Here is a 14,340-nt window from a genome sequence, read left to right as displayed (position 1 = left end):
ATAGTCTGAAAGCTGCCAAAGGGCAGCTTTTTTTATGTACAAGCTCAATGCGCCTCTTTAATGGTTCATCTCCGAATAAGTGTACGCACATAGAAGGCGATATGTGGCTTCCAGTGAAGACTGATGTGTCCGTTCCATCGAATGGGAACCTTCAATGCCTGGCCCAATTAAGCCATGGACTAAATCATGGCCTGCCTTAATAGCAGCAGATGCATCTGAGCTATAGTAAGGATAAATGTCTAGTTTGTATGGAATCGACTCTTGTTTGCATAGCGAAACAAGGTGTGTCCGCAGTCCATAATGATACGGGCCGCTTCCGTCTTTTGCACAAATGGAAACAGTAAATTCATCGGTTTGCTGCCCATCGCCAATGGCTCCCATATCAACGGCAACATATTCAATCACCTTTTCGGGAATCCCAGCATTTCCGCCGTAGCCAATTTCTTCATTGTTTGAGATGAGGAAATGGGTCGTATAAGGAAGCTTTATCTTGCTGCCCGCCAGTTGTTTCATTAACTGCAAAAGCAAGGCCACACTCGCTTTATCATCCAAATGGCGCGATTTTATAAAACCGGACGGAGTTTGCTCGAAACGAGGAGCAAAACTAATGAAATCTCCTACGGCAATTCCTAGCGCTTTCGTGTCTTTTTCATCATGGACAGCGGCATCAATTCGTACTTCGATATTTTCTTCATTCCGTTTTGCAGTGTCTGCATCTTTGTAAACATGGACAGAAGATTGATGCATGACAATCGTTCCTGACACCGTACTTTTGTCGGCTTTATGAATGAGGCAGTATTCCCCTTCAATGGAGGGAAACGCGTATCCGCCGATTTTGTCAATTGCCAAGCGCCCGTTCTCTTTAATGTCTTTCACAATCGCCCCTAATGTATCAACATGGGCAGTGAGCATCCGCTGCTTATCATTGTTTTTCCCTTCGATCGTGGCAAGGAGCGCACCTTTATTTAACAATTGCGTTTGGACCCCGACATCCTCCAAAAATCGCCTAATATAGGCGATCGCTTCACCGGTGTACCCTGAAGGACTCGGAATGTGGACCAAGTCTTTCAAAATCGAGATAATCCCCTGGAGTTCTTTATCATACATTTGTCTGTTCCTTCTTTCTATATAGCCTTCCTACCATCATAGCGACTTTGCTACAAACTCGCAATTGTTCAAAGTTCTAGTTTGCGTGTGAGAAAAACAGATACACTCACGTAAACAAAAACTGCTACTAACGTATCAATGAGCATTTGCAACAGACTTGTCTGAGCAAGCAGCACGATTAGATTGCTGTCGTAAGGCACAGTGTTGTTCGCTTCAAATTTAATGGAAATATACGGATAAAAAACCCAGACAAGACCAATATAAACGACAATAATTACAACTTTTTTCCATCCCCGGGGAATGCCCAATAACAAAAACAACAATAAAAATACGATTAAAATACCGCTAATTGGGCTAATAAGCAGCGCCCACAAATATTCCCAACCAAACACTGGCAACACGTCTAATCCTTTTATGATTTGAGCCGCATTTTCTACACTTGATGTCCATAGTGTCATCACCAAGAACAGCGAAAAAGCAAGTACCATTTGAATATATTGCCATCCTAATACAGCCACTAATTTGCTCGCCAACTTCACATGGATCGAGCCAGGCATAGCGTACCAATCATATTGGGTTCGCTTCCGCCACTCTTTCCAAATGGCCTCGACTGCGATAGCTAAACATAATACAAACATGAAAAGGAAAAACAATGCGCCTGTCGCCGTCAACGCTTGTATTCCAAAAGGTTCGCCAATTCGTACTTGCAGTGCCTTTAGGAGAATCACGCCAGTGAACAGGAGCAGAAAAATGATCGTGTTCACAGGAAGCAACATAAGGAAATCACGTTTAAGATAGAACCAAAATACATTCATTTTTTGCCCACCTCTGCAAACAAATCCTTGAGGGACTGCCCTTTCGTTAAGCGCCATTCCTCTAAATCGGTAATGATATCCGCACCTTCCTCGCGTAAAAAAATAACCCCATCTGCAAGCATTTCCACATCTTCATACGCATGGGTCGCCATGATGATCATCCGCTCTTCTTCCACAAGAAAATCCGTTAACACAGCAACCATCGCCTCTTTCTTTGCCGTATCGAGATTAGCGAGCAATTCGTCAATAAAAATAAAAGGCTTCGGTTTGGCAAGGGCGACGATTAACGAGAGCAAGTGTTGCTGCCCTTTTGAAAGCGCCCCCCATTTAGCTCCTTCTTCCAATCCGGCTGTTTTGCACATTTCCAACGCACGGCGATGTTGGAATGTCACGTAAAGCGTTTTTTGGTCATGCAAAATCGTTTCTACCCGTTTATGGGGCTCGAAACCGCCCTCTTCTGAGACATAACTTGCTAATTGAACACGCGCCGCTCGCTTATGTTCGCCATCGAGGGAGATGCGGCCCTTTCCAGCTGGCGCAAGTCCTGCACACACTTTTAAAAATGTCGTTTTGCCTGCACCATTTGCGCCTAGAAGTACGATAAAGCGGTTTTTTGTCATCTCTACTGATAAATTTGCAAAAACACGCTTTCGTCCATATTTCTTTTCCAGTGATTCGACGACTAGTGCACTCATGGGTTTCCCATCTCCTTTAATGACCGTTCTAAAGAGGCGCTAATTTCTTGATTGGAAAAACCGAGCTTTCTCATGAATGTAATTAACGCTTGCATTTGCGCATCAGCCAATGTTTCCTTCAACTGTTTGATCACGGTTAAATCGGTCGTTACAAAGGTACCTTGACCCCTTTTTGAAAACGTAATTTGTTCACGGTCCATTTCTAAATAAGCCCGTGAAACGGTGTTTGGGTTTACTTGCAATCGTTGCGCCGTTTCCCGGACCGAGGGCAGCTTGTCTCCAGGAGCCAACTCGCCGCTGCATATTTGCTGATAATAATATTCGGCAATCTGTGTGTAAATAGCCTTATTCGGATCAAATTGCATGCTGCGGATCACTCCCCCCTCTTTTCTAAATGAATAAAGCCAGGCGAGTTACGCCTGGCACAGACTGTAGCCAAACGCTCGCACATCCTTCGCTTCATTGCTCACCTCGTTCATATGCTTTGAAACTGTCGTTCATGCGCAAGAAAACCACTGCTCATGAACCCCACGTTCTATTCGCATCTTCACTCGGTTTCGCGCCTCGGCTGACAAGCGTTTTCTATCAGTCTGGCTTTAAACGCCCGACTTTTTTATTAAAGCACATCCCGCTTTTGAAAAACAACATGTGCCACAAGGAGAATCAAGGCAATATGGGCAGCCAAAAAGCCGAGTGATGCCCACATGTTTGCAAACGGCTCCGGCATTGTCCCAAATTCATGATAGTTGCTGTAAAAATCAATATGAGACAGGACCATCCACTTCGACCATTCGTATCTTACAATAAAAAATTGTACGATCGAGCCGAAAAACATCGGTAAAAACGTAATAATGATCGTTAAAGCGGTGCTTTTTGTTAGGACAGCAATCAATGTTGCAAGCGCCATATAAAAGACTAGCGTCGGCAATTGATAAAGGGCTGTCACGGCCGTATCTTTTATTATTTCCAACACGGTTATGTCCGACTGGAAAGCAATAAGCCCTGCAGCTGTTGTGACAAGAACAAGAAGCCCAAAGGCAAGCCCTGCCAAGAGGAAATTGCCCGCCCACTTGCTTATTAAAATCTTCGTCCGTGATGTAGGGCGAATTAACAATTGTTTGACCGTTCCATTTGCATGTTCGCCAGCAATGGCGCCTGCAATTAAAACGACCCCATAAAGCATAATAAAAGTTGGAAATAACATGACGCTTATTTCAGAAAAATCTTCGGCAGCAATCGTAATGTCAGTGTTTGCTTGGACGAGAAGAGCGACGCCAAGTGCCCCTACCATGAAGACAGCCATTACGATCGAAAAGAGCCACATTTTTCGTCCGTACCACGACTTTAGCCACTCATTATGAATAAGACCGATCATGATGCATCCTCCTTCTGCCCTTCCGTTATTGAAAAATAGGCGTCTTCCAAACGGTTGCGGTAAGCCATTCCATAGACGTTGACTCCCGCTGCAACGAGGGCATTGACAAGCTTTGGTATTTGCTCATACGGTTGTTTTTCTAGTTCCAATTTCCCTGCAACTTCCCCTACTTTTCCGAAGTCAGCAAGCACGCTTCTTGCTTGCTCTACAGGCTCTGCTTCAATTTGAATATTAAAAGTCGCTGCTTTTTCTTTAACAGCAGTATTCATTGAAATTTGTTCAATGACTTCCCCCTGTTTAATGATAATGGCTTTGTCACACAACATTTCGATTTCGTTTAGTTGATGGCTCGAGACAAGCAACGTGACACCGTCTTCTCGTGCGAGCCGTTGCAAATAATGGCGCAAATCGCGGATTCCCTTCGGATCAAGTCCGTTTGTCGGCTCATCAAGAATAAGGACAGAAGGCTTATGAAGCAAGGAGACGGCAATGCCAAGCCGTTGCTTCATACCGAGTGAATAAGATTTGACTTTTTTTCGCATCGCCCCTTCTAGCTCTACAAGCGCGACCACCTCATCAATCCGTTCTTTTGAAACAGGAGTAGCGCTCATCCGTGCAAAGTGCTCGAGATTTTGTCGTCCTGTTAAGTAGCCGTACAAATCTGGATCTTCGACAATGGCGCCGATATGTGCCAACGCCTCTTCACGGTTTGTACGCACTGATTTCCCTTCTATTTCCACATCTCCTGAGTCAGGGGCAATCAAGGAAACAATCATGCGGATTGTGGTAGTCTTCCCTGATCCATTAGGTCCTAAAAAGCCATAAATCGCTCCCCGTTCCAATTGGAATGACATGTTTTTTATAATCGGCTTTTTCCCAAGCGATTTGTTGAGCTCTTTTACCTTTAAAGGGTACTCCATTTTCTCCACTCCTATCCTTATGTTCTAGTGTTCTATTTAAATAGTACACTAATATTAAACTGGTTGCAAGGAAAATAAAAAGCTACTTCTCGGCATGTAACCATATACGTTCCCGCAAGTCTTCTTTAAATTTTCGGCTCTGTCAATTTGATACGTTTCCAAAATGCTGTTACAATAAGAACGAACGTTCTCATCCAAAGGGTTGAAATGAGCAAAGTGTTTCGTTATTTAGGTTTTATTTCATTAACGAAGCAAGATGTTTAGATATAAAACGTAATAAAACAAGAAAATTTATGATTAGCGGATTCTAGAAGGCATTGGATGACGTAGTATAAAAAATAAGGAGTACAAAGCAGTGAATGAATTTTATCAGGCGTTAACATATGTAAATAAAATTTTTTATGAGCCAAATCACTTAATTATAAATGCTATTCAAGAAGAAGCGCAAAACTCAGATTATGGAGCTGGTATATTTCAACTAAATTCAAAATCGGTTAGATTTAGAGTCGCAAAAATCACACCTAACAAGATAGGACAGTTTGTTGTTTTTTGGGAAAAAGATCAAGTCAATAAAAATCAAGCCTTTTCATATGAAAAGGCTACTGATTTATTGGTTATCAATACTTTTACTAGTGACAATCATTTTGGCCAATTCGTTTTTCCGAAAGAAGTTCTTGTAAAACAAAATATCCTTAAAACACCCACTACAAAAGGAAAAATGGCTATTAGAGTTTACCCTAGATGGGAAAATCCCACTAGCAAACAAGCGCTTGAAACACAAAAATGGCAGTTAGCATACTTTATAGAGGTGAACAATACAAATCGTTTTCCAGCACAAGAACTAGTAAAGCTGTATTCTTAACTAATTCCTAAGTTGGCTAATTAGTAACTAACAGATGCGTTATTGAAGAAGAACAATCAAATTTAGCAGAACCACATGTTTGATCCTTTTCTGCTACACCTTCAACACTACACTAGTACATTTCAGTTGATTTTTTATATTCATAAGGGGTTTTCCCCATGACTTCCTTAAATACTTTTCTAAACGATTTGACGTTAGGGAAGCCGGTCTCATAGGAAATTTCCGTAAGCGATTTGTACGTAGTATCGAGCAAATCGATTGCCTTCTCTAGACAAAGGATCTGCTTGTACTCCGTAAATGTCTGCCCTGTATACTCATGAAACATCCGGGACAAATAAGCCTCAGAATAACCGCATATGCGGGCTGTTTCGGCCAAACTGATGTTTTCGGTATAATGCTCTTTAATAAAGTCTAGGATCGTTTGGATTTTTTGTCGATCGGCTCTGCTAGTAGCAGGGGAAAGCTCGGCTGTTTGGCCGAAATGGCGCACCAGCCTGTATTTCAACTCAATGATCCGGCTTTGGGCCAGAATATAGTCATACGTGCCTGTTGAATAATGGAGGTTGTATATTTCCATAAGCAGCGTTCTTAGATTGGACAGGACCTGCTCATCCAGCTGTTCTTCTGAAGTGTTCAACTGGATAAGAACTTGTTCGCTGGCAAAAAAAGATTCCGGAAAATACAGCACAAGTACGCGGTTCTCCGTAAGGCTTTGAGTGGAGTGGGGGACATTGCTGTTTATGAACAGCATATCCTTGTCCATCAGAGTGGTTACTTTTCCTTCGTGCCAGACCCGCAAGCTTCCGTTAATGCAGTAAATCAGTTCCATGTTGCTGTGAAAATGCATGGGAATGACTCTTTCTGTCGTCCTCGCCTGGAAAATAAAAAGGTTAATCAGCTTTTTACGATCTATTTCGATATGTTCATACATCTTTTTCATTTTGCCACCCCGTCACCAAACCGTGAACATGAACCTGCTTGTTTCCTTGGAACTAGAACCAGTCCCTTTTACCTATAGTATACCGATAGTAAAATACGCAAACAAGCGTCAATCCATCAAAGGCATGAACGCAAAAAAAGAAGGCAGCTTCGCCCGCGATGGGGCCACTGCCTTCTCTTACCTGCTTGTACATTCCAAAGGGAGAGTCAGAGTACAAGGCAAGCCCGTAATGACGGGTACGTCAGAATCGTTCGCTTCTGCCTCATTTATCTTTATACTTCCAGCAGGTTCAAATATGTTGGGAACAATTACCGGCTAATCGCTGACAAGCCTGCAGTATAAATCGTGGCGTTTTTGAGCGATTGAAAATGATGAGTCACTCCTCGTCTATACTTTCTCGCAAGCGGTACATGCTTAAGACAGCTTCGCTGCAGTCTGACTCAAGCCGCACGCTGCGCTCGTTCGTATCCTCTAGAAAGTACCGCAAAGAGAACACTTCCTCACCTTGATTCACAAATAGCTCTATGCTGGAGCTTTCAATGAACATATGCAATTCTGCAAGCGGCTGGCCGAGCACAGCTCTACGGTGTTCCTTCTCGTTCGTTAACCAGTTCGTTCTCCAGACGGTCAAACTGTTATGCTCATGATTATAGTCGATCTGTACGGAGTTTCTAATAATGAGCTGGAAGCTTTCAGGTTGCTTCATAAACCGGATCATGACCTCAGCTGCCAGGGAAGGTAAGCTCCATTGACCGCTGTTGCTAATTCCTTCGTGTATTTCATGCTGCCTTAATAGCTGGAGTTCATGTAACGGTCTCTGATATAGCACGCCGTCTGCGAGAATGATTTCCCTCGGAAGAGTCAATGCATGAACCCATCCTTCCTCAATTGTCGGGACAGCTTGCTCTGTTTCCTCCGTCATTGCGCTCATCCACCCGAACATCAAGATTCGATTGTCGACCTTGAACGTTTGCGGGGCATAAAAATCAAATCCCCGGTCGAGCTCGTTGAAGTCAGACAACGTGCCAAGAAATTTTCCGGTCTCTGAAATGCGCCCTACAATATAACCTGATTGATTCGGATTTTTATATTTGTCGCCTTCCTCTGGCAAGCCTTGCGGAGAAAAGACAAAGACATCATGTTCAGAGAACTGGAGCACATCGGGACATTCCCACATATATCCGAAAGAATGTTCCTGTTCGAGAAACGATCCCTGGCACGACCAGCTGATCAAGTCCTCGGACTTATAGACAAGGGCATCTCCCGTAAGATCTTCTCGCTGGGCCCCTACGATCAGCCACCAGTTGCCTGAATCGTCTTTCCAGACTTTCGGATCGCGGACATGTCTCGTATAACCAACAGGATGCTCGAATAACGGGCCGAGCTTCTGGAATTGTTGCCCGTCTTCAGAAACCGCCGCGCATTGATAACTTGCCCGTGTCCCATCTTCATTGATGACGTTACCTGTATAGAACAGGTACAGCTTTCCTTCATGAACGATGCTCCCGCCGGAATAGATGCCGTCCTTGTCGTACCATTCCGAAGGTACCAATGCCATCTCTTTCCTGTGCCAGTTCACTAGGTCATTGGAAACGACATGGCCCCAGCTTTTGTTTTTATGTTCGGTGCCATGGGGATTCCACTGATAAAAAACATGATATTGACCTTGGAAATAGGCAAGCCCGTTCGGGTCATTTAATAGGCCACGTGTCGGCGTAATATGATACTTCAGGTTATAAGCGTCACTTTTACTCATCATGTTCCCCCGCCCGTAAAGCGAAGTTAAACGTCAGCGGCGTTTCCTGTGAGCTCGTGCCGATATAAACCTCAAAATCCCCTGGCTCGCTCTCGTACTTCATACTCGTTCCATAAAATTTAAGCATGTCTTCAGAAATTGAAAACTGAACAGTTCCTGTTTCGCCGCTCCGCAAAAAAATCTGCTTGAAATCGGCCAACATTTTTATTGGTCTGGCTACACTGGCGAATCGGTCGCGGATGTATAGTTGGATCGTTTCCTTCCCATCATACTTTCCGGTATTGGTAATAGATACCTCGATGTCGACTGACTCATCGGCGCTCATTTCCTTGCGGCTGACGGACAGCAGGCTGTAGTCAAACGTCGTGTAGGATTTTCCGTACCCGAACGGATATAGCGGTTCATTCGCTTCATCGATATACCGTGAGGCAAAACGGTAAAAACCATTTTCAGGCAAGTTTGGCCTTCCCGTTTTAAGCTCGTTGTAATAAACCGGAATTTGGCCAACACTGCGAGGAAATGTCATCGCCAGCTTCCCTGACGGATTGGCTGTTCCATATAGGATATTGGCCAGCGCTTCCCCACCCATTGTTCCCGGGTACCAGGCCTGGATGAGGGCATCAGCTTGGGCGGATACTTCAGTTAAAATTAACGGACGGCCGCTGTACACGATCACAACAAGTTTTTTGTTCAGTTGACTGACTTCGTGGAGCAACTTCAGTTGCGGCTCTGGCAATGTAGGATTCGTGCGGGAACCGCCTTCTCCGCTTTGATAGATGCTCTCTCCCAACGCCAGAACCACCACATCGGCTTCGCTAGCCTTGCGAATCGCTTCCTGAAGCAACACATCCTCGTCAACTGTTTCAACAGGCAGTTTGTCTACATACTTGCCAAGCGCATCTCTCGCATAATCAGGCAGGAGGTGTGAACCCCTGCATACGGAAATTTGCTCAGGATCCACATGCTTCAGCAGTCCTGTTTTCAAATTCACCGTATCCCCTTCGTCCCCCTTAATCGCCCACATGCCAAGGGTAGAGGTTTCCTCTGCGTACGGGCCAATTAAAGCGATCTTTGCCTGTTTCGACAACGGCAGCAGTTCTTGTTCATTCTTCAACAAAACGATGGATTGCTCTGCCAAAGACCGGGCGGCCGTCTTATGTTCGTCTGACAAGATGCGCGTTGTCGGCAGCTGACGGGTGGCCTTTAAACCGCGGAATGGGTCCTCAAACAGCCCTAAGTCGTTCTTCAGCTTTAAGACACGGTACACAGCGTCATCCAGAAGCTGCTGCAATTCCTCACTACCGGTTATTACGTTTTCCAACTGGTTGGCGTAAACGGCTGTCTTCATATCGATATCAACACCCGCCACCAAAGCGAGCTTGGCGGCCGCTGCTTCGTCTTCCGCGTAACCATGCATAATCAGTTCTTCTACAGCTGCATAGTCTGAGATCAAGACTCCGTCAAACTTCATTTCCTGCCTAAGCAGATCCTGGTTCAGCCATTCGTTGCCTGTGGCGGGGATGCCGTTCAGCGTATTAAAGGCAGTCATGACAAGCTTGACTCCTGCGTCGATCGCAGCCTGATAGCCAGGCAAATAATATTCTCTAAGCATATGCTCCGACATATCCACGGCGTTATACTCCCGTCCGGCTACAGGTGCGCCATAGGCGGCAAAGTGTTTGACACAAGCAGCAATTTTGTCGGCAGGAATGCTGCTTTCCCCTTGTCGGCCCTGGATGCCGTACACCATGCTTTCTGCATACTTCTTAGCCAACAGCGTGTCCTCACCGGACGACTCCATTACCCGGCCCCAGCGAGGATCTCTGACGATATCGACCATCGGGGAGAATGTTACGTGCACACCTTCCTCATAACATTCCCGGGCAGCAATCGATGCCGCGTGCTCAATACACTCAAAGTTCCAGCTGCACGCTTGGGCAAGGGGAATCGGGAAGATCGTCCGATAGCCGTAGATGATATCCGCCATGAACAGCAATGGGATTTTATGATTGGATTTTTCCAGATAATCGGTTTGCAGCCGAATAATTTTATCAGGATCGGTCACGTTGAGGATCGAACCGGTGTTATACACATTATAATTTTGGTGCAGCCCCAGTTTTTTAAGCGGTCCTGTGACAACCGTATCTAGATCTCCTTCAAAAAAATCACCAGTCAGCTGAACAAGCTGGCCGATTTTCTCTTCAACAGTAAGACTGCCCAATTTCTCAAGCAGCTGTTTATTTTGCATGGTTCTCCCCCTAATTGTTTATTTCAGATTTGATTTCTCTTTAAAGCCAACCATCCATGTAAGGGCGAACGCTACCCCAAATCCAATGACGCAGACTGCAATGTACGGGATGATTTGCGCGTTCAAGTACAGCAGCATACCTGGGATGACTGTGATCGACATGCCTGTTGCCTGGACATCGAGGATCCGGGCAAAGAATCCAGCGACGGCGCCACCGATCAAGCCCATCAGGAACGGCTTGCCGTAACGGATATTCACACCGAAAATGGCCGGCTCCGTAATGCCTAACAGTGCAGATAGAGAAGAAGGATAAGCAATCGACTTCGTTTTGAGGCTTTTCGCCTTCATGCCAACGGCCAAGGCGGCTCCTGCTTGTGCAGCGATCGAACCAGAACTGATCGCATTGACCATATTCCAGCCAGTGTCACTCAGCATTTGAATTTCGATCAAGTTTAAGGCATGATGGAGCCCAGTCACAACGATAAATTGATTAATGCCACCATAGATGAAGCCGCCAATTCCGAACGGCAACTGCAGGATCCATGTAACTGCTGACAAGATCAACATTTCTACTTCGTGGAACACAGGACCGAGCACAAACAGTCCTAGCATTAGGGCGATCAGCAAGGTTAGAAATGGCGTCAAAATTAAATCTAACGCAGCAGGAACGAGTTTGCGGATCCTTTTTTCTAGCAACGCACCAACTATACCGATAATAAACGCAGGCAACACCGATCCCTGATAACCGGCTACTTTTATAAATCCAAGGAACATTAGCGGTTCCTGAACATTCTGGGCGACATCCCATGACGTTGGCAGGGAAGGGCTGACGAGCATTAAGCCGAGCACAATCCCAAGCAGCGGTGATCCGCCAAACACCCGGAAGGTTGACCAACATACGAGCACGGGCAAAAAACCAAAAGCAGTGTCTGTCAAAATTTGCGTGAACACTAAGAAATTGTCGGAAATGCTGTCTGGAGTAAGTCCAAACCATGCGAGGATGGCAGGCTGTGTAATAAGGCCTCTGACACCCATAAATAATCCCGTAGCAACCAACGCTGGGATAATCGGTACGAATACGTCACCGAAAACCCGGATCATTCGCTTAAAGAAATGATCATCTTGCTCAGAAGCCTTCTCTTTCAATTCCGCTTTGGAAGTAGAAGAGACGTCCTCTCCAATCATCGCTTCATATACCCTATTGACGGTACCGGTTCCAAAAATGATTTGATATTGCCCGGAAGTAAAAAAGACCCCTTTAGCCTTGTCCACGTTCTCAATAAATTCATCATCAATGATGTCCCGATCCTTGACGATCAGTCTAAGACGTGTGGCACAATGTGCCATCGATATGATATTTTCTTTTCCCCCAAGCCCTTTAATTACATCCTGAGCAATTTTTTGATATTCCTTTTCAGGCCCCATCTGTCTCTTCCTTTCAATTAATAAGTAGCTTCCTGCTTCTAAGCATATCAAGATGGCGCTTACAATCAGCGGTATTATTTTACGTGATTAAGGGCAAATTTTGACCTTTTGTACCTTTTCCCCTGGCAAAACGGGCGAAACAACAATATATGTAAGCTATTTCTAAATTCTGGACGTCACTTCCGTTCTTTTTCAATGCAATGTAACTAAACATAAAGTGTATTTTGTCCAAAGATATTCTATGTTAACCTCAAAATGATGAGTAACGTGTTTCATTTCACCCTACACTTTCCCGAATATGACATTTAAAAGGGCATTCCAGTAGCTCAACTAGGCAACTACATTTTTAAAGAGCGTTTTCGCAAAGACAGCAACCGTCACGATTATGCCTTTTAAAAAAGGGTACTTATTATCTACTTGTTCATGCCATCTAAATTCGCCTCTAGTTTTATGATTGCAACGACAAATGTGTGTTTGACTAGAAATGAAAAAAGACCGTCAGAAGACGACCTTTAATTTAACATTTTTTCTTCGTTATAAGTAGGAATCATTGAAAATCCCTCATAGTCTTTGGCTGCAATTCGATCACAGATTTGACGGTAATTGCCGACTCCTCCCAGATAAGCCAAGAACCCCCTTGGCTTACCTACGATGTTCGCCCCCATGTACCAGGAGTCCGTCTTTGTTACCAACGTAGAATCAGCAATTTCCTGACAATGCTTGCTCCACCCTTCTTCCGCTTCCACCGTTGCTTCCAAGGCTTCAATACCGTTACTGCGAAGATATTCAATACAATCGGAAATCCATTCAACGTGCTGCTCAATGGAAACCAACATATTGCCTATCACAGAAGGACTCTGAGGGCCTGTAATCATAAAAAGATTAGGAAAATCAGCGACTGCGATTCCAAGGTATGTCCTTAATCTTGCTCCCTCTTCCCATTTTTCCTTTAACGAGATTCCAGACTTACCGCGGATATCCATTTTGAATAAGGGCCCTGTCATGGCATCAAATCCAGTTGCACATACAATCATGTCCAAATCATACATTGCTTCCACTGTCCGAATCCCCGTTGAGGTAATCTCTTCAATTGGAGCTGACCTGACATCAACTAAAGAGACATTGTCACGGTTAAAGGTTTCAAAGTAATGATTGTCTATAACTGGTCGTGTCGTTGCGTAATAGAACGACGGCATTAGTTTCTTTGCTACTTCAGGATCCCGTACAATTTGACGGATCTTGCAACGGAAAAATTCGGTGATTGTTTCGTTCGCTTTTGCATTAACAAGCAAATCGTTATAGCTGTACAACATCGATAAAAGCCTGCCATCCTCCCACGCTGCCTCATATACAAGCTGGCGTACTTCTGGCGAATCTTGCAGCGCCGACTGATCACGAGCGTGGAAAGGTACACCGTGCATAGAGTCACGCATCCGTTCCTTAATTTCCTCGTAGTTTTCAACGGTTTTCCGCATGAACTCCCGATTGTAAGGATGATTTTTTGCTGGGGCGCTGTATTGTGGTGTACGTTGAAAAACGGTCAGCTGTTTCGCTTCTGCGGCAATTATTGGGATACACTGGCTGCCTGTCGAACTTGTCCCAATTACGCCGACCCGCTTACCTGTAAAGCTTACCTTCTCATGCGGCCAACATCCGGTGTGGTACATCTCGCCTTGAAAGGTATCTATGCCCTTGAATTTCGGCATGTTGGGTACAGATAGACAGCCTACCGCTGTGATGAAGTATTTTGCCGACACCTGCGTGCCATTGCTAGTTTGGATATTCCATCTATGGGTTTGATCATCATAATCGGCTGCGATAATCTTCGTCCCTAATTGGATATCACAGCGCAGATCGAACTTATCCGCGACATAGTTGAGATAACGTAAGATTTCCGGCTGATCTGCATACCTTGATGACCATGTCCACTCATGAAGCAGTTCTTCGGAAAACGTGTAGTTATAATAGATGCTTTCAATGTCGCAACGGGCTCCGGGATAACGATTCCAGTACCACGTGCCCCCGATATCGTCACCAGCTTCATAAACCCGGACGGATAAACCAGTTTCACGTAAACGATGAAGCATATACAAACCCGAAAATCCTGCGCCGACAACAACCGCATCAAAGTCAGTGCTTTGGCTTGTTCGTTTAGTAGATACGTCCTTTGACCTCATCTTACTGTTCCTCCTAATCG

General features: G+C 44.8%; 12 protein-coding genes. 1 reads left to right on the top strand and 11 read right to left on the bottom strand.

Annotated elements, in window-relative coordinates; all coding sequences use genetic code 11:
- Nucleotides 1-57: 57 nt before the first annotated feature.
- From N6H06_RS06935 to N6H06_RS06910, 6 genes are all read right to left on the bottom strand, one after another.
- A complete protein-coding gene (locus N6H06_RS06935; protein ID WP_062747690.1) occupies nt 58-1,107 on the bottom strand; it encodes a M42 family metallopeptidase in 1,050 nt (349 codons plus the stop codon).
- Nucleotides 1,108-1,175: 68 nt separating this feature from the next.
- A complete protein-coding gene (locus N6H06_RS06930) occupies nt 1,176-1,922 on the bottom strand; it encodes a hypothetical protein (RefSeq protein WP_263705951.1) in 747 nt (248 codons plus the stop codon).
- A complete protein-coding gene (locus N6H06_RS06925) occupies nt 1,919-2,617 on the bottom strand; it encodes an ATP-binding cassette domain-containing protein (protein WP_263705950.1) in 699 nt (232 codons plus the stop codon). Before N6H06_RS06925 ends, N6H06_RS06930 begins: the two co-directional genes overlap by 4 nt.
- Nucleotides 2,614-2,994, bottom strand: a complete 381-nt coding sequence (locus tag N6H06_RS06920) for a GntR family transcriptional regulator (RefSeq protein WP_142237501.1) — start codon at nt 2,992-2,994, stop codon at nt 2,614-2,616. Before N6H06_RS06920 ends, N6H06_RS06925 begins: the two co-directional genes overlap by 4 nt.
- Before the next feature lie 239 nt (nt 2,995-3,233).
- Nucleotides 3,234-3,992, bottom strand: a complete 759-nt coding sequence (locus N6H06_RS06915; protein ID WP_062747696.1) for an ABC transporter permease — start codon at nt 3,990-3,992, stop codon at nt 3,234-3,236.
- A complete protein-coding gene (locus tag N6H06_RS06910; RefSeq protein ID WP_263705949.1) occupies nt 3,989-4,912 on the bottom strand; it encodes an ABC transporter ATP-binding protein in 924 nt (307 codons plus the stop codon). Before N6H06_RS06910 ends, N6H06_RS06915 begins: the two co-directional genes overlap by 4 nt.
- A gap of 355 nt (nt 4,913-5,267) precedes the next feature.
- On the opposite strand from N6H06_RS06910, the gene N6H06_RS06905 reads away from it, so the two are divergent.
- A complete protein-coding gene (locus N6H06_RS06905; RefSeq protein WP_263705948.1) occupies nt 5,268-5,774 on the top strand; it encodes a MepB family protein in 507 nt (168 codons plus the stop codon).
- A 112-nt stretch (nt 5,775-5,886) separates the two neighbouring features.
- Here N6H06_RS06905 and N6H06_RS06900 read toward each other — a convergent pair whose 3' ends face one another.
- The 5 genes from N6H06_RS06900 to N6H06_RS06880 all read right to left on the bottom strand — a co-directional run bounded on the left by N6H06_RS06900 (nt 5,887) and on the right by N6H06_RS06880 (nt 14,320).
- Complete coding sequence (locus N6H06_RS06900; RefSeq protein ID WP_263705947.1) at nt 5,887-6,714, bottom strand: helix-turn-helix domain-containing protein; 828 nt, start codon at nt 6,712-6,714, stop codon at nt 5,887-5,889.
- 376 nt (nt 6,715-7,090) lie between these two features.
- Nucleotides 7,091-8,470, bottom strand: a complete 1,380-nt coding sequence (locus N6H06_RS06895; protein ID WP_263705946.1) for a glycoside hydrolase family 32 protein — start codon at nt 8,468-8,470, stop codon at nt 7,091-7,093.
- Nucleotides 8,463-10,718 (bottom strand): beta-glucosidase BglX, encoded by a 2,256-nt coding sequence (gene bglX, locus N6H06_RS06890; RefSeq protein WP_263705945.1) that lies wholly within the window; start codon nt 10,716-10,718, stop codon nt 8,463-8,465. Before bglX ends, N6H06_RS06895 begins: the two co-directional genes overlap by 8 nt.
- Before the next feature lie 18 nt (nt 10,719-10,736).
- Entirely contained in the window at nt 10,737-12,143 is a 1,407-nt protein-coding gene (locus N6H06_RS06885; RefSeq protein ID WP_212953152.1) for a sucrose-specific PTS transporter subunit IIBC, read from the bottom strand.
- 512 nt (nt 12,144-12,655) lie between these two features.
- Complete coding sequence (locus N6H06_RS06880; RefSeq protein WP_263705944.1) at nt 12,656-14,320, bottom strand: flavin-containing monooxygenase; 1,665 nt, start codon at nt 14,318-14,320, stop codon at nt 12,656-12,658.
- Nucleotides 14,321-14,340: the final 20 nt, after the last annotated feature.

The organism is Shouchella tritolerans (assembly GCF_025770735.1).
In the GTDB taxonomy this organism is placed as follows: domain Bacteria; phylum Bacillota; class Bacilli; order Bacillales; family Bacillaceae_D; genus Shouchella; species Shouchella tritolerans.
This window is presented reverse-complemented; position numbering and strand designations above follow the sequence as displayed.

What these genes read in the sequence shown, in the direction of transcription:
- N6H06_RS06930 (WP_263705951.1), bottom strand. Translation starts at nt 1,922, where the DNA reads ATGAATGTATTTTGGTTCTATCTTAAACGTGATTTCCTTATGTTGCTT.
- N6H06_RS06935 (WP_062747690.1), bottom strand. Translation starts at nt 1,107, where the DNA reads ATGTATGATAAAGAACTCCAGGGGATTATCTCGATTTTGAAAGACTTG.
- N6H06_RS06885 (WP_212953152.1), bottom strand. Translation starts at nt 12,143, where the DNA reads ATGGGGCCTGAAAAGGAATATCAAAAAATTGCTCAGGATGTAATTAAA.
- N6H06_RS06900 (WP_263705947.1), bottom strand. Translation starts at nt 6,714, where the DNA reads ATGAAAAAGATGTATGAACATATCGAAATAGATCGTAAAAAGCTGATT.
- N6H06_RS06910 (WP_263705949.1), bottom strand. Translation starts at nt 4,912, where the DNA reads ATGGAGTACCCTTTAAAGGTAAAAGAGCTCAACAAATCGCTTGGGAAA.
- N6H06_RS06925 (WP_263705950.1), bottom strand. Translation starts at nt 2,617, where the DNA reads ATGAGTGCACTAGTCGTCGAATCACTGGAAAAGAAATATGGACGAAAG.
- bglX (WP_263705945.1), bottom strand. Translation starts at nt 10,718, where the DNA reads ATGCAAAATAAACAGCTGCTTGAGAAATTGGGCAGTCTTACTGTTGAA.
- N6H06_RS06895 (WP_263705946.1), bottom strand. Translation starts at nt 8,470, where the DNA reads ATGAGTAAAAGTGACGCTTATAACCTGAAGTATCATATTACGCCGACA.
- N6H06_RS06915 (WP_062747696.1), bottom strand. Translation starts at nt 3,992, where the DNA reads ATGATCGGTCTTATTCATAATGAGTGGCTAAAGTCGTGGTACGGACGA.
- N6H06_RS06880 (WP_263705944.1), bottom strand. Translation starts at nt 14,320, where the DNA reads ATGAGGTCAAAGGACGTATCTACTAAACGAACAAGCCAAAGCACTGAC.